A 20,097-nucleotide genomic window follows, 5' to 3' on the forward strand; every position below is an offset into this window, starting at 1 on the left:
CTCGTAGATTTGACTGAAGTCACACCACACAGAATGTAATTCGATCATTCATATCTTCATAGTTATTCACTATAATGTATTTAGTCTTAGTCAATGTTTTAAAAATATTTTTTCACGAACGTGATATAAGTACAGAGACATTAACTGAACGGATAACGCGATCTGTAGTACTTCCTATGAGATAGTCTTTAAGCCCGGAGCGGCCACTCGCCCCCATGACAATAAGATCAATTGTATAATCGACACTGTACTCAGTAATCGCTTCATGAGGGGTCCCTTCAAGAACGGTTCGTTCGCATGTGACGCCAGCTTCTTCGGCCTGCGCTTCAGCTGCATCGAGTACATCGTTCGCTTCTTGTTCAAGTGTCTTTGTGATCTCAGGCGCAATATTTCCGGAAGCGGCCATTTCCGTTCCGACATCTATCACATGCAGAAAATGGATCGTTGCCCCGTGAGGCTCTGCAATATTGATACCTTGGTTTACTGCAGCTGCACTCGATTCGCTCCCGTCAGTTGGTACTAAAATGTCACTGTACATGCTTAATTGGTTTCACCGCCAGCAATAAAAAAGATGGTTTGAAATCGAAAGCAGACTGTCTCTTGGTCCACGTTTATTCATCGAATGAGGTGAGGTTCTCCTGATCAAGCGGATCTTCGATATCACCCATAATCGCTTCTAGTAGATCTGTTACGGTCACGAGTCCAACAACATCGCCGTCTTTGATTACGAGTGCAAGTTCTTGGTTTTCCGTCTGGAACTGATCAATCGCATCACTGACATCCACATCGGGAGAGAGTGTCATCGGCGGCGCTGCTAGTTCAGCAAAGTCAATATCACCGTCAGCCAACTCTTCACGATGCCTAACGAGAATTGGCGTATAGATAATTCCCTGGAAGTCGGTCAACTCCTCGCCAACCAGTGGATATCGGGTCTGCGGACGGTCCTCCATCTTTTGAAAGTTCCGTTCAGGATCGTCTTCGGTAGACAGTACGACGAACTCCTCTGGCGGAACCATTAACTCACTAACTGACTGCTCGCCGATCTGAAAAGCGTTCATCACTTCCTCGCGGCGCTCATCTGAAAGATTCCCCTGGTTAAGGACTGAGCCGAGTTGATTTCGGAGGTCGGCTCGAGATTCGATAACATCCTGTTCAGTCTCGCGCCAGGCACCAGTCATCTTGATACCGAACAAACCGAGCGTCTTTTTTGCAACCCAATCGCCGAACCAAATCGCCGGGGCGAGCACCTTGGCAAACCAGTACAGTGGCCGTGCGCCATACTTACAGACTTGCTTTGACCGCTCGACACCAAGGTATGTCGGTGTCTGTTCACCATGGGTAAGATGGATTAGATTAATAAGAAGGAATCCAAGCATTGAGCCAGCACCGACTGATGCAAGTGCCGTATTTTCGAACAGCGGCTCGAATAACGCTGCTAAGCCTGGCTCAGCGACAATCCCGAGTGCGATACTTGTTCCGGAGATCCAAATCTGACATGATGTGAGATAAAACTCAAGGTCCTCGGTCATCTCCCAGGCTAGTTCAAGTGAGGGAGTGTCGAATTCCGACTTGGGATACTGACGAGCGCGGGTAAGTCCAAATTCAGTGGCAACGAAAAACGCGTTCAATCCGATGAGAAGGATCCCGGCTAATATTCGTCCGCTGATTTCGAGAAGCTCCATTAGCATTCCGTAGTTTTAGGAGATATAAATGGATAGGGCAGGCAAGATAAATATCTCATACTCGACGACGGAGCGCTTGCTTGGCGACGCCATGTGAGCGCTGGGTTGGTATCGACAGGTTTGTGAGATCATTCTCATGTTCGCTATCACCAATATAGAACTGCTCTGTAAGCCACTCTAACAGCAATTCAGTAACTATTCAACACGGCAATCCATTCCAAGATCTATCAATGTCAATCTGTAGCCTTGTGACGAGTGCAGGGTGAACCACTATTCCGGGTCTTGAAGACTGACCAATATACGCGCTCATTTCCGGACGGGCCAGTCGCGAGACCGACACGTGACGTACGGAATGCGATACGTATGCAAGAGCTAAACATCGCGCTCGTTACGATCGGCGGGCTGACACTGGCATTGAGCCTTATCTCCGGACTGATGCGGAACAGAGTGTATTTCCTTTCGGAGCCAATGGCGGCAGTGATACTGGGGATCGTGATCGGGCCCCTCGGATTGGATCTTCTCGAGCTCGCACATTGGGGCGATCCCTTCACAATTCTAGAACAATTTTCCCGGATTACAGTAGGGCTGGCCGTCATGGCTGCCGCGCTCCGACTCCCACAGCGGTACTTTCGGAAGTACGCGAGGTCGATGGCGATGGTCCTCGTTCCGGGGATGGTTGGAATGTGGCTTGTCAGCAGCGCATTAGTCTACGCGTTGCTGGGCGTCCCTCTCTGGATTGCGATGCTCGTTGGGGCGATCGTTACGCCCACGGACCCGGTACTCGCTGGAACGATCGTGACCGGATCTGCGGCGGAGCAGGACATTCCGATGTCGATCCGGAACCTCCTCACCGGCGAATCAGGTGCGAACGATGGCCTCGCTTACCCCCTCGTCTTCCTCCCAATTCTAGTGCTCCAGCACCCGCCTAGTCGGGCGATCACCGATTGGCTACTCGAGACGCTGCTTTGGGAGGTCGGCGCGGCAGTCGTAATCGGCGCCATCGTTGGGTCAACCGCTGGCTGGATCGAACGCGAATCGCGCGAGCACGAGTTCCTTGAGGAGACGTCCCTGTTGAGCGTGACCGTCGCACTAACCGTCGCCGTACTGGGCGGTGTCAAGTTGCTCGGCAGCGACGGAATTCTTGCGGCGTTCGTGGCCGGATTGCTGTTCAACCAGTTCGCCAATGCGACCGACGAGGCCGACGAACAGAAGGTTCAGGAGACAGTCCTCCGACTGTTCACGTTCCCAATATTCGTCTTCTTCGGGATGGCGCTCCCATTGGACCTGTGGCTCACACTGGGATGGATGGGGATTGCCCTCGCAGTGGGCGTGTTGCTCCTGCGCCGGCTACCGATGATGATTGTATTCCATCGGTTCGTTGGTCTGATCGACAGTAAACGAGACGCCCTCTTCGCGGGCTGGTTTGGCCCCATAGGCATCGCGGCGTTGTTCTATGCGACGGTCGTCCACCGAATTCTTGGAAACGAGATCATCTGGGGCGCAGCGAGTCTCGTCATCGCGAGTTCGGTACTGATCCACGGCATTATGGCCACTCCATTTACGAAATTATATGGACAGACTATCTCCTCAGAACGAACGCAGACCGAAAGAGGTGAAGATTCACGGTCCGAATTCACCGAGGATTAAGGTAAGCTAATCAGGTGGATCATGCCCTCTGACTAGCCCTTGCGATAAACAACCAGCGAAACAAGTGATAGTCACAGATTCTACTGGCCAGCAATCGGTCTATTCATGGTACCGGCCGATACCCGCCTGATGGGAATCGGATTCAGTCTCATAAATAAGGAACGGGAAGAGAGGACTATGCCGATGCACTCAGGCACCCGATCAAAGACAGCTGCGATCTGTACTGACTGCGGAAGAGCAGTTGCTGCCTGGCTGTTAGATGACGGTGAAATACGGCCAATGGGGATGCGTCAATGCCCGTGCGGGAGTTCGTCGTTTCAGTCGCTGTGAGGTCGTAATTGTTCGCCAATCGGATTTTTGTGCACGGAAACAAGGCTCAAGCGAGTTCAGTGAGTGATATCCCTCTCGTTCAAAAGGCCAAGGTCATCGCGACTTCGTAGAAAATATAGAGTACAAGCAAGATGATCGCAGCTTGAACAAGATATTCGAGGTGGTAGTCTGGTTGTTGTGTGTACGTCTCGGCCAGACTTGGGCCGTCCAAGCCGCCACCAGACGGCAAACCCTATAAAATGTCATCGCCGAATATTTTTCCATGTCTTTATCTTGGCGATCCATCATAGCCTCCATTCGGCCTGTTATACGTTGTTTATGGCCCATGGACCGCGCAATCACCTAGCGTCCGTCAAAGGACTGATGTAGGAGTTCGATCTGGAGACGCAAGAACTCACGGCAGCGGTCTCGGCGAACACAAATGCATTTCCCTCGTTACACACTTCACTGACAGTGGTTGTACTGCTATTCGCTTAGCGGTCCCACAGAGATAATCGCCCGTGGTTCCCGGTCGCATCAATCGTCGTATCCAGCGTCGTCTTCTTGACGATGTGTCTCGGGATCCATTGAGCAGTCGACGTCATCGTCCGCGTCCTTCTCGCAATCTGGAGCGTGTCAACCGCCGAGTGACTCGTCGGCCGCACAGAGAAAAATAGAGATTCCGCCTTTTCGTCCAGTGAGAGCCAAGATGACGTCACCTCAGAGACGGATTTCGGCAACTGATATGCAGTCCAACACTATCGGAATGCAGAACAACAAACCGACCGTTAGTCACGAAACGATCCCGAGTCGGGAAACGACTGGCAAATAGTGTGATCGATCCAGTCAAATTGAGACGGGTGCAGGAATTACTCGAGCGTATTGTTGCAAGACCCTTTTCGTGATAGACCAGTGGGAATGACTGTCTGGTACCAGTAAGAATACATAGGTCGACTCGAAAGGTCATCTGACTGATGGACGATCAGCGACTTCTCGAATCGGAGTGGGACTACTGTCTGGTACTGGATGCCTGTCGATATGACGTGTTCGACGAGGTGTACGACGACTACCTCGACGGAACGTTGGAAAAGCGCTGGAGTACCGGGTCTTCGACACCGGAATGGGCGTATCGAACCTTCACCGGTGATCACGACATCGCGTACTTCTCCGGTAATCCGTTCATCAACGACCTCGAGATCCCACTGAACGAACTCAAATGGGGTGCCAGTTGCGATTATGAGTGGACGGCGTCGGCCCACATCAGTGACGTTTTCGACGTCTGGAAGACTGGTTGGGACGACGATCTCGGGACGGTTCCACCGGAGAATCTGGCAGAAGCGTTCCACAATCGTTCTGAGGCCGTTGAGCGGGCTGATCGGACGATACTCCACTATATGCAGCCCCACGCCCCTTATATATCTCGCGGAAAGGGACAGAAACTCGAGCAAATTCAGAAGGGAATCCGGCGGCAGGAGGAAGCCGAAGCGGCAACGGATGGTGGAGGCGGTGCACTTTCGGCGCTCGGCGACACGATTCGTCCGGAAGTCGAGAGCCGGCTCGAGGGAAGCGAACTTGCCCAGAAAGCAGGCCTGTGGCTCGAACTCGATCCCACCGACCTCGTTAGGAACGGAACTAGGGAGACGGCTCTCGAGTTGTACGAGGAGAACCTGCGGATCGCTCTCGAGGCCGTTGTCGATCTGATTCCGGAACTGGACGGTCGGGTCGTCGTGACTGCCGATCATGGTGAGGCCTTCGGCGAGGAGGGCGTTTGGGAACATCACATCGAGACGCACATCCCGCCGCTCATGGAGGTGCCATGGCTCGAAGTCGAGTAGAGCGGGACCGTGGGGATAGAACCGACGCGTCCGAGCCGATCACGGCCATCACAGCCACAAACTGTTTAGGATGAAAATCAGTCACTACTTTGAGTTCGAGAAGCGGGTCACCGGCGGTATCCGTGAATCGGTCGCCCACCAGCGGAAGATACTGGATCACCTGGACCTGCGGTACACGACTGAGCCGACGCTGGATGCTGACGTCTTCCACTGCAACCTCCTGGGACCGCGCTCGATCTGGTACGCGAAGCGCGCTCGCTCTCGCGGCATCCCCATCGTCGCACACACGCACATCACCGCCGAAGACTTCGGGGACAGTTTTCGCTTCACTAACGCGCTCGCGAAACCGCTGAAACCGTACCTCGAGTGGGCCTACGGACGGGCCGACCGGCTGGTCTGTCCCTCTGAGTACAATCGGCGTCTGATCGAGGGCTACACCGAGATGCCAACGGCCGTCATCTCGAACGGTGTCGACCGAGAGAAACTCGAGGGATTCGAGTCACTCGAGGCAGCGTACCGAGAGCGCTACGACCTCGAACCACCAACGGTCTTTCTCGTCGGCCACGTCATCAAGCGCAAGGGACTCGAGACATTCGTCGAACTGGCGCGTCGGCTGCCCGACCTGGACTTCGCGTGGTTCGGCCCGCTGGACCTCTCGCTAAAGGGGAGGGAGACGACGAGATTGATCGAAGATTCCCCCGAGAACTGCACGTTCACCGGGTATGTCGACGATATCCGGGGTGCGTATGCAGCGGGGGATATCTTCTGTTTCCCCACTCATGAGGAAAACGAAGGGATCGCGCTATTGGAAGCGATGACGGCCGGAAAACCCCCTCTCGTCCGTGACATCGAGACGTTCTCATGGCTCGAGGACGGCGAGGACTGTCTCAAGATCGGCACGTCGGGCGGGTTGGGATCGGATGTCGACGCGTTCGTCACCGCCCTCGAGCGGCTCAGGAATTCCAACGTACGGCGTCGGCTCGGATCGAACGCGGCCCAGCACAGCGAGCAGTTCTCGCTCGAGTCTGTCGCGAACCAGTACCGGACGCTGTACAAGGAGGTGGTCTGAATGAAAATCGGCTTCTTCACGGACAGTTACTTCCCCGAAATAGACGGCGTCACGTACACGATCAAGCTCTGGCGCGAGGAGCTTGAACGGGACGGACACGAAGTGTACGTCGTCTACCCGGACGGCGATTACGATCCCGGTGACCGCGAGATCCCGGTCAAGTCGGTCTCGAACCCGTTCTATCCCGGCTATCGGATCCCGCTCTTCAGACGGCCATCGACGCTCCCCGAGCTGGATGTCGTCCACTGTCATGGCCCAGCGCCGGTCGGCATTCTCGGTCGGTACTACGCCCGAACGCACAATCTGCCCGCGGTGTACACCCACCACACACCCCTCGAGGAGTACTTCCACCAGAACGTCAAGTTCGAATCGATCGCCCATGCGCTCGGAAAGCTGTACATGCCGCTGGAGAACGCCTTTCTCCGGAGTTTCGACACGGTGACCGCCTCGACCGAGCGCATCGATCGCGACGTCGAGCACGTCCCGCTCCCGGTTGGGATCAACATGGAGTTCTTCCAGCCGACCGGAAAGGGTTGGTATCCGGACCGAACGGTGATCGGCTACAGCGGACGGCTCAGCATGGAGAAAAACGTCGGCGAGATCCTCCGCGTCGCCGAGAGGCTCCCCGAGTACGACTTCGTCATCGTCGGCGACGGACCGTACCGCAACCGCCTCAAGCGCGACGCGCCTGACAACGTCGCGATTCGAGGGTTTCTCCCCCGTGAGGAGTTGCCGATTTTCTACTCGTCGATCGATGCGTTCGTTACCGCCTCGACGGCGGACACGCTGGGACTGTCTACACTCGAGGCTAATGCCTGTGGGACGCCCGTCGCCGCGACCGACGCACCGCCGTTCGATCGAACGATCAACACAGAGAACGGTGAACGGTTCGAGTACGGCGATCTCGAGGCGATGGTCGACGCCGTCGAAACCTGTCTCGAGACCGAGCGCGACACGCGGGCGGCCGTCGAACGGTACGACGTCAACCGCACGCTGGACCACCTCGAGCACCTGTATCGGAGCGTGCAACCGTCGGTGGACGAAACACCGACGACGGCCGACGACGCCTGGTTCTCCGACGACTCGCAGGAAACCCTCGACTGACCGCGCGGTATCGGTCGAGTCCCTCTCCTCTAGGCCTCCGGTTGCTGGTTCGTCGTCAGAACGGGAACTGACGCGGTGCGAAGCACCCGCTCGGTGATACTCCCAAGAAGACGTTCATCAAGTCCGGTCCGGCCGTGGGTCCCCATTACGATCAGATCGATCCCTTCTCTGTCGGCGTAAGAGGTGATCTCCCGCGGAATCGATCCCGTCTCGACGTTGGTTACGATGTCGACCACATCCATATCCGCCGCCATCGATTCGGCGTCTGCGAGGAGGTCCACTGCCCGACTCTCGCGGTCGGTCCCGTCGGTGAGCGAGCCGAGCAGTTGATCCTCGAGAACCGAGAGGAGGTTGAGCGTAGCGTCGTTTCGAGTCGCTACCTCTGCGCCCAACTGCAGTGCGACCGCCGCGTGATCGCTTCCGTCGGTCGGGACTAGGACGGACTCGTACGGATAGGTCAAGGCGTCGTCGGTCGCGCGGACCGTCAGTACCGGCATCGGCGCCGTGTTGACGACGCGTTCCGCGACGCTCCCGATGACGTATCGCTCGAGGCCGTCCCGCCCGTGGGTTCCCACCACCACAAGATCGACGTCCTTCCGCTCGGCGTAGTCGACGATTGCGTCGTGGGACGCGCCCTGGACGACGTCCGTAGTCGCGGGAACATCGCGGTCCACCGCCCGTTTGCGGGCGTCCGAGACGACCTCCTCGCCCTCGCTTTCGAGGACGTCCACGACGTCGGTCCCGATGCGGGTCTGACTCGGCTCGTTCGTGTCCGCGACGTAGAGGAGGGTGACGGTCGCGTCGTGATCGCCGGCGATCTCGAGCGCGTGATCCAGCGCCGCAGTCGCCGAATCGCTCCCGTCGACGGGAACGAGAATACGGTCGTACATGGCTACCGTCGACTACGTTCCAAGCAGGGATACGACTTGACCTCCCGAGCAGGAATCGACTGTCCCGTGAGAGCGCGGTACCGGTCAGTTCTGAACGCCCCGCGTTCGATGGGCTGCAGGAACACGGAAAACGGTTATACCGCCTGCGGTGCTGCCGTGAAACAGTTCTGATTCACCGTGATGATGCCGCTCTCAGTGCGAGTGCGCCGGACGATCGACGCCGGCATCTGGACGGTCGCGAATCGCCTTCTGCAGATCGGGATCGTTGCAGGACTCGTAGCGGGGCTCCGCCGTCGCGATCCGAGCGTGATCGTCAACGGCGTCCTCTCGCTGACGTTCGCCTCGCTTCCGCAGTACTTCGAACGGCGGTACGACGTCCACTTTCGCCCGTGGCAGCGGGGATGGATCTCGACAGCGGCGTTGGTCCACACGCTCGGTATGCTCGGCCCATACGATCGCGTCTGGTGGTGGGATCACCTCGCGCACACGCTCTCTGGGGTCGTCGTCGCCGACGTGATGTACCGCTCTGACGACGAAGCGGAGAGCAGGTTTTCAGGTCGATCCCGACCTACGTTCATCACGATAATCACGCTCGGATTCGGCTTCGTCTGGGAGGTGCTCGAGTACGTCGTCCACGCATTCGGGGACCGAGTCGGATTCGAACCCTTGCTCGTTCACTACGGGCGGCTCGACGCCGCGGGCGATCTCGTCTTCGACCTGCTCGGCGCGGCGCTCGTCGTTCGGTTCGGTCGGGAACGGTTGTCGAATATCATTGACCCCGACGCCGAGAATGGGTGACCGGCCGGCCGCGGCTCACTCGAGGTAGCCGAGTTCTCGCAATCGATCGCGCGTTTCTTCGTCGGCGTCAGCCAGCGCGTCGGCGCCGTCGGCCGCTTCAGCCGGATCGTCCCACGCACCGCCGGCAGCTTCTTCGAAGCGGGTGAGTGCGCATTCGGACGCGACGACGGCATCGTCATCGGCCGGATCTACCGGTACCTCTTCGTCCGGATCTTCGTCGAGTCGATAAGCCTCGTCAGGAATTCGGTCCGCACGGACGTACTTCGCGTCCGTGCTGCGGGCCGCGCGCAGTCGCGAGTAGGCCCGGTGATCGTCGGGAAGGACGATACCGGCCTCGCTTGCCTTCTCCTCGAGATGATGGAGTTCGATCACCGGCTGGGCGTACTCCACGAACGCGTAGTCTTCGCTGTCGTCATCCTCGCACTCGAGGACCGCCCGCTGGCCGGGGTCCGGCTCCGCGAGTCCGTCGAAGGCTCGATACTTACTCGAGAGCAGCGATCGCGTCGAATCGAAGCCGGCGACGTCATCGCTGTCGGGATCGACGACCGTCTCGGGGTCGACGTCCAGCGTCTCGAGGACTGTGTGATAGCAGTCGAGCAACTCGACGAGATCATCGCGCCGGTCGGCCTCGAGTTCAGGGTGTTTCACGAGCAGCGGGACGTTGATCAGCTGGTCGTAGAGAGCGAACTCGTGGCCGTAGAGGTCGTGTTCGCCGTGGAGTTCGCCGTGGTCGGCGCAAACGACGACGGTTGTCTCCTCCCACCGGTCGGTCTCGCGTAGCCAGTCGAACAACCGACCGAGTTCGGCGTCCATATGGGCGATCTCGGCGTCGTAGAGCCCGCGGATCGCCTCCCACTCGTCGTCGTTGATCTTCCGCGCGGCGGAGTTGTACTCCTTGGAGTTCTGGCAGACATCGTCGGGATCGACGCCGGGGGCGAACGTCTCGCGATGCTCCTCGGGCGGGTAGTACGGCAGGTGGGCGTCCATCAGGTTGACGAACGCGAACCAGCCCTCATCGCTGTCGTCGATGAACGACTTCGTGCGGTTGATGACCGACGGTGTTTTCGAGTCGGCGCCCTCACCGCTCGCGAGCTTGGAGTGGGCCATCGCGCCGAGGTGGACGAGCTTCGACGCCAGATCGCGGAGGTAGTCGTTGTCGTTGACGGTCTGCCAGGCGCTGGCCAGCGGCCCCGAGAGGACGTCGCCGGGCAACACCTCGAAGAACGATTCCTGCTCGTCGAATCCCTCGGTAAGACCAGTGTAGGGGGTGATCCAGGCGTTCGACGAGTAACACGCCGTGTCGTAGCCCGCAGCCGACAGGACTGACGCGAGGGTCGTGCCGCCCTCGAGGTACGGACTCCCCTGGTCGGCCCCGTGCTGGCTCGGGTACCGACCGGTGAACAGCGAGGCGTGGACCGGTAGCGTCCACGGCGCCGGCGCGACCGCCGATTCGAAGATGGTCGCTTCCGCGGCGAATCGCGAGAGCTCGGGCGTGGTCGCTCGATCGTACCCGTAGGGGCCAAGGCGATCTTTCCGGACCGTGTCCAGCACGACGAAGAGCACGTTCGACTGCTGCATCTCCTCCATTACGAGAGACGAGTTGGTCCACCCCAATAAAACGCGTCGCTGCTCCCGCGCTGACGCGGATTCCCCTCTCGTCCCGTCACCGGCGGCCGCAATCAGACGGTTCAAGTTTACTGACGCTCCACGTTCCCTATGGACGAGCGAAACAAGCGCGCCTTCCTCGTCGGCGCCTTCGGGGCGATCGCCGTCTTCGCCGTTCTGTTTTTCGCCGTCGGGGCGCGCGATGTCGTCGACTCGCTTCGGTCGGCGATGCCCTCACTGGTCGTCGCGACGTTCGCCCTCGCGCTGTGCTGGCTGGGCGCGTGGAGTCTGATGCTCCGGACCGTCCTCGGCGCGCTCGGCGTCGACGTGCCGGCCAAAAAAACGTTTTTCGTCTACGCCGGCGCCGTCTTCGCCAACAACGTCACCCCGTTCGGGCAGGCCGGCGGCGAACCGGTTGCGGCGCTGCTCATCTCGAAAGTCTCCGACGCGCGCTACGAGACCGGGCTCGCCGGGATCGCGAGCGTCGACGTCCTCAACGTCGTCCCCTCGATCTCGCTGATCCTCGTCGGGGTCGGCTACTACGCGACCACCGCTGCCGTCGGCGAGCGACTCGAGACGGCCGTCGGCTCCGCTGTCGCGCTGATCGCGACAATCGTCCTCGCGATGGCAGTCGTCTGGCGGTATCGGGAGGCCATCGTCGACCGGCTTCCCGCCCTCCTCGCCCTCCGAATCGGACGGTTCGGGTTCACCCGGTTCGATCCCGACACGTTCGAGGCGGACCTGACGGACCGACTGGAGCGGTTCTTCGAGAACATCGAGCGCGTCGCGACGGACCGCTGGCGGCTCTCGGCCGTGATCGGTCTCTCGCTGGCCGGCTGGCTCTTCCAGGTGGCCGCGCTCACGGCCGCATTCGCCGCCGTCGGATACAGCGTCCCACCGTACGTCTTACTGTTTGCGATTCCGCTGGCCAACCTCGCCGGTGCGGCGCCGCTTCCCGGCGGACTCGGCGGTATCGAGGTCGCGTTCGTCACGCTGCTCGTCCCGACGACGGGAATCGCGGCGTCCGTCGTCACCGCGGCCGTGCTCATCTTCCGCGGGGCGATATACTGGATGCCGGTCCTGATCGGCGGTGTATCGGTCTCGGTGTTCGGCGTTCGAGCGCTCGAGTGACCGTGAGACTGTCGCCGTGACACCGAACAGGAACCAGCCCCGTCATCCCCTGCCTCGTGGTTTCACGTCAATGACGACTGGTTCAAACCGAAGAACAGCCGAACCGACCTTTTCGTCACTCGGTGCGAAGAGTCCAGTACGGAACCGAGGGCAGACCGTCCGCATCGAACACGAGGATTCCGATCGACACCGTCCAGAGCACGACTGTCGCAACCAATCCGTGAACCGCGATCCCGGGGCTCCACGTCGTCTCGAGCGGAAATAGCCAGTCGATCCCCGCAGGTGAGAGCGAGTCGATAACGAGGTGCGAACCGATCGCCATCCCGACGGCGAGCGTGATCGTTCGATCCCGACAGACCGCGTAGGTAGCAACGACGATCGTCAGCGCGAACAGCGGCGTGTGGGTGAGTCCGCGGTGGACGAACGGCCACTCCCATGCCGCGGGGAAATAGAAGTCCCCGTCCGGAAGGAGTCCGAAACCGATCCCAAGTCGCGGATCGGCATCCGTGAATCCCTTCGCGAGGGAGTAGCCGACAAACGCATGTGTGATGAACGCTCCGGCGAGAAACAGGATACGTTCTACTTCCATTGAACACACCTACGATCTACGTTACCACATAGCTTGTGTTCGTCGCGTCCGATCGACAGCTGACAACAGGATCGCCGTTCGAATCGGAGAGATGCCGATACTGGCAATGGAAATACGTGGTCGAACCAACAATGCTTACATTCTGGACGGAATAAGGATCGATAATGGGGCTGCTACAACTCGAAGAAATGCCGACTTGGCTTGAGTCCCTGTTTACGTCGGAGTTCGCGTTCGCCGTATTGTTCGGGATCTGTATCCTTGAGGGGGCAATGATGTTGCGGTTCATGCCGAGTGAACTCGTCGTGCCGAGTGCGCTCGCGCTGATCGGATCGTCGATCCCCGAGGCGCTCGCGATCGTCGCTATCGCGGTCATCGGGACGACGATCGGGCAGACCGTGCTGTTCTATCTCGTCCGCCGTGCTGGACGAGAGTACGTCATCCAGAAACGATGGTTCCCGTTGACGGAATCGCGGCTCGAGCGGTTCGACGGCTGGTTCGATCGTTGGGGGGCCATCGCCGTCGCCGCGAGCAATACGATGCTGGTCGTGCGCGGGCTACTCACCGTCCCCGCCGGACTGTCCGAGATGAACGGACGATCGTTCATTGTCCTCTCGGCGACCGGTTCGCTATCCTTCCAATCGATCCTCGCTGGCCTCTACGTCCTCGGTGGACATCTCCTCGTCTTCAGCTGAACGCTCCCCAACTGGGTTAGTCATCTCGTCGGTAGACTGGGCGCCGGAATCGAATGCCGGCGTCGCTGAGTTTCCATCTGGTCTCCAGACTGATCCATGTCAACCCGACTAGGAGCGCGACGGTGATGGCAGTGAACTCAGGTGCACCCATCCAGATCGGTGTTGCAAAGAGAAGTCCGTTGTGAACACGGTGGGGAAGAAGCTCTTCGAGAAGATTACCGAGATACTCGAGCGGATTGAGTCCGAACCCGCCGCTACTGGCACCGCCGGCACCATCGTCGTCCGTGCGTGACTCGAGGCCCAGTTCCTGCGCGCTCTGGCCGTCTTCGCTCTCCTCGCCGGTCTCGAGGCGTTCAGCTTCGTAGGGCAGTGTCGATCCGACTTCCCACACGATCTCGCCCGATTCGTCGACTTCTATCACACGGTTGCCGTGTGAATCAGAGATGAGCGTGTTCCCGTTCGGGAGTCTGTCGACGTCTCGAGGCCACTGGATCTGATCGTCTTCCCACTGCCACGTCCGGTTCCACTCGCCGTCCTCTCGCTGGAACTCCTGGACACGCCCGTTCTCGGAATCGGCAACGACGACAGCCGGGCCGCCCTGCGATTCGGGGATGTAGTCTGGGTTGTGCTGTTCGTACTGGATATCGTAGTCGTTCTCGCTTCCGAGCGTCCAGTCCTCGACCAGCCCCTCCTCCTGGTCGAGGAAGATGACCTGATCCTGGTTACGAAGGCTGGCCATGAGCCGTCCGTCGTTTGGATCGTCGTCGGCCTCGATGTACGAGACGTCGTTGATGTGTGCCCAATCTTCAGGGTACGGACCGGCTTCTTCGACCGGAAAGTCGCTCTGGGCGTCCCAGAGCCAGTTGACGACCTCCGTTTCGGTGTTCACAACGAACACTTGATCCGCGACGATGTCGGCGATAGCCACGTGCGTTTCGTTGATTCGCGTCGAGTCGTGCCACTCGCCCGCAGTCTCCTTGTAATCGTAGCGCTCGTAGAGCACCTCAACCTCGCCGGTCTCGAGGTCAGCCCGCTCGAGAACGTTCCTCGCACACGGCGGGTCGCTACACGACGGTCCCGCGGAGTGAATCGTGTCTGTCGCCGTGTACTCGACGGTCAGCGGGTCGTCTTCGACTGGGTCGACGTCGAAGTACTTCGTGCGCGTGTTATTGTAGTACATCACCTCCCCCGCGGGGTTGTAGGCGGTGATCGTCCCCGCACGTCCCGACTCGGTGATGACCGTATGGTTGTCCGTCTCCGGTGCCTCCGGAACGTCCGCCTCGGTCGCGGTCGAGAGGTCGTTGCTTGACGACGCACTAACGACGAACGCAGTCGAGAGGAGTATTATCGCGATAAACGCGATTCTGAGTCGATTTCGCGAGAGAACCTCGCGAACGTGTGTGAGCGCTCGACGCGTGCGATCGATCACGGTTCGGTCACCTGCAGGTGTCGAAACGGTAGCTGGAGACCCATTACTATCCATTTTTCAGGGGAGATATTAGTGCTTTTACTAACGCTTTTGCGATGACGGATGTGATTTGTCGCCCGTGGATTCGATGTCGATCGTCTAGTTCATTGCATCATTACGGTAGAAAACTGAGAGGCATCCGTTGGCACTTAGAGGAATTCTCATCCCTATCAGTCCTGTCGCCCACTCGTTGCAGGTCGATTTCTATTCAGTGTTTCTTTATGTATGACTTTCGAACTAGTGTATATGCAGAATGCCCGCATACTCATCACCGGCGGTACAGGGTTCATCGGGTCGAATCTCGCTAATAAGCTCGCCGAACACAACGAGGTTATTGCGGTAGATAACGGGTACCTTGGAACGGTCGATAATCTTACTGAATCGGTAACGTACGTTGAGGCCAACGTTCTTGACAAGGACCTGCCGACCGACGTGGACATCGTATATCATCTCGCAGCACTCTCAAGTCGGCAGATGGTCGAAAAAAATCCGCAACAGGGTGCTCGTGTCAATATCGAGGGCTTCGTCAACGTCGTCGAACAGGCAATGGCAGCCGGTTGTGAGACGATTGTGTACGCATCGACGTCGTCAGCGTACGGCAGTCGGACGACACCGACGGCCGAAGACGTCAATATAGCGGCAGCGACGGGGTACGACGCGTCGATGCTCGGTAGGGAGCGGTACGGGGAGTATTACAACGACTTCTACGACAAGTTGACGCTCGCCGGGATGCGATTTTTCTCGGTTTATCAGGGATACGGGGGAACTGAGGGTCACAAAGGTACGTACGCGAATACGGTTTCGCAGTTCGCTGACGATATCGCAAACGGAAATCCCCCAGTGCTGTGGGGTGACGGAACACAAACGCGAGACTTCACCCACATCGACGATATCGTTCGCGGACTCGAACTGGCAGCCGACCATGAACTTGCAGGCGTGTATAATCTCGGGACCGGAAACACCTATTCGTTTAACGAAACGATCGATCTGATCAACGACGTATTGGGGACCGATATCGAACCGACATACGAAGCGGTCCCGCTCGAGAACTACGTCTTCGATACATGTGCCGATACGACGAAGATCCGAGAGGAAACCGGCTGGGAGGCCCAGATTGACTTCGAAGAGGGGGTTGAACGCGTTTGCCGGCCGTATATCTTGGATACAACGCAGGTAACAACTACGAATTGAGAAAAACCGTTCACTTCGCTCGTGCTGTTCAGATTATACCACAGAAAATCAATTCACAGCACCATTTGGATAGTAATTTATATTAGCGACAATCCCGAGTGCGATACTTGTTCCGGAGATCCAGATCTGACATGATGTGAGATAAAACTCAAGGTCCTCGGTCATCTCCCAGGCTAGTTCAAGTGAGGGAGTGTCGAATTCCGACTTGGGATACTGACGAGCGCGGATAAGTCCGAATTCAGTGGCAACGAAAAATGCGTTCTTCACGATTGACGAAGAATGGTGTGGGATAGAAACAATATCCTTGACTGAACAAGAAAGTTTTTACTACATCAGCACATCTACTCTACATGTTCGATTATTACCATAACTAACAATGCTTCATCAGATGGCGGTCCAACTGAAATAGAAATATCGCTCGACGATAAGGCAGAGTTGGAGCTCAAATCGATCGAAATCGACTCAGAGAATCTACCATTTGAGTTTTCGATCGATGGCGTAATTCGAGATGTCACCTCCGATATTATGGACGAGTTGCAAGGGAATGACATAGAACCGGTTGCTATTCGCTTCCGACTGCTCAAGCGTGATGATGAGCGGCAATAACAAGGGGAATACTATTTGCAACGGCTATTCACTGGTACTACCATGGATTGGTGGAATCGATGTCTAACAGCCCTAGCGGATGGCGGAGACGCTTTCAATACAGAGTATCAGAATGAGTCGCCGGTAGAGGCGATTGCACGCGCCATTTCCGCAATCGAAGGGTGTGCAATCGAGAATATACCAACACTTCATAATTATGTTGAACCAGAGTCGCTGAATCGTCTGCTAGAACATGCCGACGATAGAGACCAGGATGTGACTGTCCAGATAACGGTCGAAGAATATGAAGTATCCGTCGATAGCAACGGAACGATTTCTATCCGTGATTGTGAGTCAAACGCTAATTCTTCCGACTCAGAGTGATTTTCTAACCGGGTAGTAAGTCGTACACAGCGTCGGAGAGCAGACTACGATAGTTTCTGTCCGCCTTGCCTTCGATTTCTCGAGGAACTCCTACGAGACCCACACGTCCTACAAGCACACCGATACGTAGTTGTTGAGCCGGGCATACTAATCCCGAATCTCGTCGATACTCTTCGCAACGTCCTCCGCCTGGATATCGCTGTAAGCGTCGTGCGTCGTCTCGATCGAGTTGTGTCGTAACGCTTTCTGAGCGAGTTCGGAGTGGCCCTTTTCGTATAACTCGGCCCCGAGTGCCCGTCTCGCGCCGTGGGGCTGCAGGTACTCGCCGTTTTCAACTTCGATTCCGGCCTCGCCGGTCAACTGTTTCATGAGCTGTCGACCGGCCTCTTTCGTGATCGACGGCGGGGCGATCTCCTCATCGCGCAGTAGCGTGTCGATATCCGTGCCGGTTTCTGGACGGTCGCCCGTAGCGTTCTCGACGGCTTTGTACTTACTCGCAGCGTGATCGGTCGGGAACAACGGCCACTCATCGATCGGCGGCTTCTGGACACGCTTGAGGCGCGAGAGCGCGTCGTGAGCGGCTTTCGTGAGTCCGACGGCCTCACGCGTACGGGACTTCCCATAGACCTCGAGACGGCCGCGCTCGAGGTTGATGTCGCCCCAGAGGAGTCCGTCGCGTTTCTCGTCGTTCGCGTCGCGAAAGAGTTCGGCTCCACGGAGACCGAGTTCCGCGAGCAGGATGACGATCGTCCGGTCGCGGTAGGCGCGTTCGATCGGCACGCTGATCGTCTCCTCTCGAGCCATGCCTACGCGCTCGTCGACGTACGCGAGTAGCTGTTCGCGTTGCTCAGGCTCCCAAAACTGTGTCTCTCGCGTCGGCGTGTCTTCGGGCAGGAACTCTTCGGCCCGCTCGGTCGCCGCTGGATTCGTGTCGAGCTCTTCGTCGCGAACACAAAAGGAGAGGAACGCGCGGACGTACGCGAAATAGGTGTCCGCCGTTGAGCCGGCGATCTCATCGTTCGTGTGTTTCGTTTTGAGCCGAAGTCCGTACTCGCGAAGGTCGCCGGACTCCAGGTCGGCAACGTGATCGACGCCCTCCTGGTTGCAGAACGTCGCGAAGTCCTCGAGTACGGGCTCCATCGTCGTTCGACTGCCGCCCGACTCGAGTTTCTTCTCGAGGTAGCGTTCGACCATGCTTTGGACGGTCTTACTCTCAGGGTTAGAGTCTCGAGTCATACGTTTTGACCCCTATTTGTGTCGAATAGGTCTTGATACGCCGACTCTGGGTGCTCACGTCGCCATTCGTCGTGGGCCTCGTCCGACGCAAAGTGGAGGGCTCGCTTTCCGTCGTAGTCGTCGATCCAGACCAGCCAGACGTCGTCGAGATCGACCTCCTGGAACGTACTCTCACTTCCCTCCCCGTCGGCTATGTCGAGCCGGAGCCAATTTTCGACATCGAGAATTATACCATCAACGTCTGTCTCCGTGTGTTTCTCGTGTCTCGTACTCGAGTCGGCCCACTGAATGTGGACCGTCGCCGGCTCGGCGTACTGCTCTCTAATGATCGAATCGAACGAGTGTACGATCTTCTCACCGAGTGTGTCGGCGTACACGTTCGTTCGAATGTTCGTCTCCTCATTATCGGGCGACGATCGCCAAATGACGAGTCCGACGACGACAATCAGGAACGTCCCGAAAACGGCGTATGCAAGTGGTGACACTGATACCCCAGTTCCGAATGGCGCTGCCGTATCCGACGCCGGATCCCAGAGTGAGAAGGTTAGGTGCGAACTCTCTGCGGACCAGTACAGCAGTCCAAAGAGGACGGCAGCCGAACCGATAAGCAATACGGCACTGGCGATTCGTGAGTGGCTGTTATCGTCGGTCGAAGCCTTGGGGTTGCGGTCTCGAGTCATTACTGTCCCCGTTCCTCAAGCGAGATATCTTTCCCCAACACCCATTTCAGAGATATGATCGCCACTTCCCGTTGGTCAGCAATATCATCGTTGCCGAGTTCACGCTGCTGGTCGCGCTCAGCGCGTAGCAATTCAATCCGTTGTTGAATTTCCTCAGGTGTGCGTTCTACCTCCTCGCAGCCGGTCCAACCCCCGGAGTTTCCGTTTTGCATGATCCTCACTGTGAGGTATAGCTTCCACCCTAGTAAAGTTACTTGGTCAAACTGGTATTTAGACAAGTAATTCAAATAGGCCCTAATTTCCCTGTTTTCGGTACGCTCGAGTGTTTGAAAGTTGCTTATCGTATTTGATAAACTATATATAGCTATACCAAAGGGTTAGGTCTATCGCTATTCACTATTCTATCGGAAACAAGCGTCTTACGCGTTCACGATCGGCTACACGAAACAAGGGGGTTCAGTCGTCGCCTCGAGTCTTCGCGTTCGACCACTCGTCGGCCGAGAGGATTTCGATTGAATCGTCGTCTTCCGCCTCGGATATCTTCATCAAGGCGTGCGGTTCGCAGTAGTAGTGAACGTGCTGGCCGCCGTGATCTCGGTGAGCAATGTTCAGTTGGTGAGTCGGAGATTTGGTACAGGTCCGGTTCTGGTACTCACAGCGCATTTCGTGAGGATTCACCGACCTGTACTGTATAGATAGCGCCCATTTGCACATCGATTATGTCATCTGCACAACCTCGATCCCGAGTTACCTACTCGCCATCCTCGAGTTCGGCCACAACCGTGTCGCGGAGGATCCGAAACCGCTTGCCGTGGTTATCGTAGAAATTTACCATTCGAAGTGCTGGTATTACGATCGCATATCCCTTTGGTGGCGAGCCTGAGAGGGAATAGACGATACTTCCGGGCGATCCGTACGCGTCGTCCCGTTCGTTTTTGAGGAAGTCTCGAGTCGAGTTGTCACCGCCATAGTGGTCCGACAGCTTTCCACGAATCTCGTTCTCAGTGATTGTCTCCATCACCGATGACTTCAGCCCCGACTGTATTTTGGGTTTCGGGGCCGCAGCGAAAGTGAAACACCCACGGAAAGCATATGGATGATAGACAGTCACCAGTACTTCAGAAAGGCGTTTATATCCGAAGTCTAAAATCCGCACAAGATATATTGCGATAGCCGCTGACACACCAAATACTGGTCGCGAC

19 protein-coding genes and 2 pseudogenes are annotated in these 20,097 nt (G+C 57.4%); 10 read left to right on the plus strand and 11 right to left on the minus strand.

Annotation, left to right across the window (positions count from 1 at the left end):
• Positions 1-112: 112 nt before the first annotated feature.
• Complete coding sequence (locus tag ACSFC7_RS27700; protein ID WP_436348783.1) at positions 113-538, minus strand: universal stress protein; 426 nt, start codon at positions 536-538, stop codon at positions 113-115.
• 73 nt (positions 539-611) lie between these two features.
• Positions 612-1,682, minus strand: a complete 1,071-nt coding sequence (locus tag ACSFC7_RS27705; RefSeq protein ID WP_436348784.1) for a CNNM domain-containing protein — start codon at positions 1,680-1,682, stop codon at positions 612-614.
• 55 nt (positions 1,683-1,737) lie between these two features.
• Here ACSFC7_RS27705 and ACSFC7_RS27710 point away from each other — a divergent pair.
• The 5 genes and pseudogenes from ACSFC7_RS27710 to ACSFC7_RS27730 form a co-directional block, all read left to right on the plus strand.
• Positions 1,738-1,863: pseudogene (locus ACSFC7_RS27710) on the plus strand (IS5/IS1182 family transposase); the annotation flags it as partial.
• 182 nt (positions 1,864-2,045) lie between these two features.
• Positions 2,046-3,329, plus strand: a complete 1,284-nt coding sequence (locus ACSFC7_RS27715) for a cation:proton antiporter domain-containing protein (RefSeq protein WP_436348785.1) — start codon at positions 2,046-2,048, stop codon at positions 3,327-3,329.
• 1,283 nt (positions 3,330-4,612) lie between these two features.
• Positions 4,613-5,473 (plus strand): hypothetical protein, encoded by an 861-nt coding sequence (locus ACSFC7_RS27720; protein ID WP_436348786.1) that lies wholly within the window; start codon positions 4,613-4,615, stop codon positions 5,471-5,473.
• A 70-nt stretch (positions 5,474-5,543) separates the two neighbouring features.
• A complete protein-coding gene (locus ACSFC7_RS27725; RefSeq protein WP_436348787.1) occupies positions 5,544-6,542 on the plus strand; it encodes a glycosyltransferase family 4 protein in 999 nt (332 codons plus the stop codon).
• Complete coding sequence (locus ACSFC7_RS27730) at positions 6,543-7,646, plus strand: glycosyltransferase (protein ID WP_436348788.1); 1,104 nt, start codon at positions 6,543-6,545, stop codon at positions 7,644-7,646. It begins immediately after the preceding gene.
• Positions 7,647-7,675: 29 nt separating this feature from the next.
• Here ACSFC7_RS27730 and ACSFC7_RS27735 read toward each other — a convergent pair whose 3' ends face one another.
• Complete coding sequence (locus ACSFC7_RS27735) at positions 7,676-8,536, minus strand: universal stress protein (protein WP_436348790.1); 861 nt, start codon at positions 8,534-8,536, stop codon at positions 7,676-7,678.
• Positions 8,537-8,731: 195 nt separating this feature from the next.
• On the opposite strand from ACSFC7_RS27735, the gene ACSFC7_RS27740 reads away from it, so the two are divergent.
• Complete coding sequence (locus ACSFC7_RS27740; protein WP_436348791.1) at positions 8,732-9,334, plus strand: hypothetical protein; 603 nt, start codon at positions 8,732-8,734, stop codon at positions 9,332-9,334.
• A gap of 15 nt (positions 9,335-9,349) precedes the next feature.
• Here the strand turns inward: ACSFC7_RS27740 and ACSFC7_RS27745 are convergent, their stop codons facing one another.
• Positions 9,350-10,921, minus strand: coding sequence for a sulfatase-like hydrolase/transferase (locus ACSFC7_RS27745; RefSeq protein ID WP_436348792.1), 1,572 nt, complete (start codon positions 10,919-10,921; stop codon positions 9,350-9,352).
• Positions 10,922-11,050: 129 nt separating this feature from the next.
• Here ACSFC7_RS27745 and ACSFC7_RS27750 point away from each other — a divergent pair, with 129 nt between their 5' ends.
• Entirely contained in the window at positions 11,051-12,070 is a 1,020-nt protein-coding gene (locus tag ACSFC7_RS27750) for a lysylphosphatidylglycerol synthase transmembrane domain-containing protein (RefSeq protein WP_436348793.1), read from the plus strand.
• Positions 12,071-12,185: 115 nt separating this feature from the next.
• Here ACSFC7_RS27750 and ACSFC7_RS27755 read toward each other — a convergent pair whose 3' ends face one another.
• The gene (locus ACSFC7_RS27755; protein WP_436348794.1) at positions 12,186-12,659 is read right to left on the minus strand and encodes a metal-dependent hydrolase; all 474 of its coding nucleotides are present in this window, start codon (positions 12,657-12,659) and stop codon (positions 12,186-12,188) included.
• Positions 12,660-12,823: 164 nt separating this feature from the next.
• On the opposite strand from ACSFC7_RS27755, the gene ACSFC7_RS27760 reads away from it, so the two are divergent.
• Positions 12,824-13,351 (plus strand): DedA family protein, encoded by a 528-nt coding sequence (locus ACSFC7_RS27760; protein WP_436348795.1) that lies wholly within the window; start codon positions 12,824-12,826, stop codon positions 13,349-13,351.
• A gap of 16 nt (positions 13,352-13,367) precedes the next feature.
• On the opposite strand, the gene ACSFC7_RS27765 is transcribed toward ACSFC7_RS27760, so the two are convergent.
• The gene (locus ACSFC7_RS27765; RefSeq protein WP_436348796.1) at positions 13,368-14,780 is read right to left on the minus strand and encodes an aryl-sulfate sulfotransferase; all 1,413 of its coding nucleotides are present in this window, start codon (positions 14,778-14,780) and stop codon (positions 13,368-13,370) included.
• A gap of 285 nt (positions 14,781-15,065) precedes the next feature.
• On the opposite strand from ACSFC7_RS27765, the gene ACSFC7_RS27770 reads away from it, so the two are divergent.
• A complete protein-coding gene (locus ACSFC7_RS27770) occupies positions 15,066-16,010 on the plus strand; it encodes an NAD-dependent epimerase/dehydratase family protein (RefSeq protein WP_436348798.1) in 945 nt (314 codons plus the stop codon).
• A gap of 84 nt (positions 16,011-16,094) precedes the next feature.
• Here the strand turns inward: ACSFC7_RS27770 and ACSFC7_RS27775 are convergent.
• Positions 16,095-16,310 (minus strand): annotated as a pseudogene (locus ACSFC7_RS27775) (hypothetical protein); the annotation flags it as partial.
• A 348-nt stretch (positions 16,311-16,658) separates the two neighbouring features.
• Here ACSFC7_RS27775 and ACSFC7_RS27780 point away from each other — a divergent pair.
• Positions 16,659-16,979: a HalOD1 output domain-containing protein gene (locus ACSFC7_RS27780; RefSeq protein WP_436348800.1), complete on the plus strand. Its 321-nt coding sequence runs from the start codon at positions 16,659-16,661 to the stop codon at positions 16,977-16,979.
• 147 nt (positions 16,980-17,126) lie between these two features.
• Here ACSFC7_RS27780 and ACSFC7_RS27785 read toward each other — a convergent pair whose 3' ends face one another.
• The 4 genes from ACSFC7_RS27785 to ACSFC7_RS27800 all read right to left on the minus strand — a co-directional run bounded on the left by ACSFC7_RS27785 (position 17,127) and on the right by ACSFC7_RS27800 (position 19,916).
• Positions 17,127-18,173, minus strand: a complete 1,047-nt coding sequence (locus tag ACSFC7_RS27785; RefSeq protein ID WP_436348980.1) for a tyrosine-type recombinase/integrase — start codon at positions 18,171-18,173, stop codon at positions 17,127-17,129.
• Between the two features lie 38 nt (positions 18,174-18,211).
• A complete protein-coding gene (locus tag ACSFC7_RS27790; RefSeq protein WP_436348801.1) occupies positions 18,212-18,700 on the minus strand; it encodes a hypothetical protein in 489 nt (162 codons plus the stop codon).
• 194 nt (positions 18,701-18,894) lie between these two features.
• Complete coding sequence (locus tag ACSFC7_RS27795; protein ID WP_436348802.1) at positions 18,895-19,107, minus strand: hypothetical protein; 213 nt, start codon at positions 19,105-19,107, stop codon at positions 18,895-18,897.
• Between the two features lie 539 nt (positions 19,108-19,646).
• On the minus strand, positions 19,647-19,916 hold the full coding sequence (locus tag ACSFC7_RS27800; protein ID WP_436348803.1) for a hypothetical protein: 270 nt from the start codon (positions 19,914-19,916) through the stop codon (positions 19,647-19,649).
• Between the last annotated feature and the right edge of the window lie 181 nt (positions 19,917-20,097).

Origin of the sequence: Natronorubrum halobium (genome assembly GCF_051351675.1) — an archaeon.
In the GTDB taxonomy this organism is placed as follows: Archaea; Halobacteriota; Halobacteria; order Halobacteriales; family Natrialbaceae; genus Natronorubrum.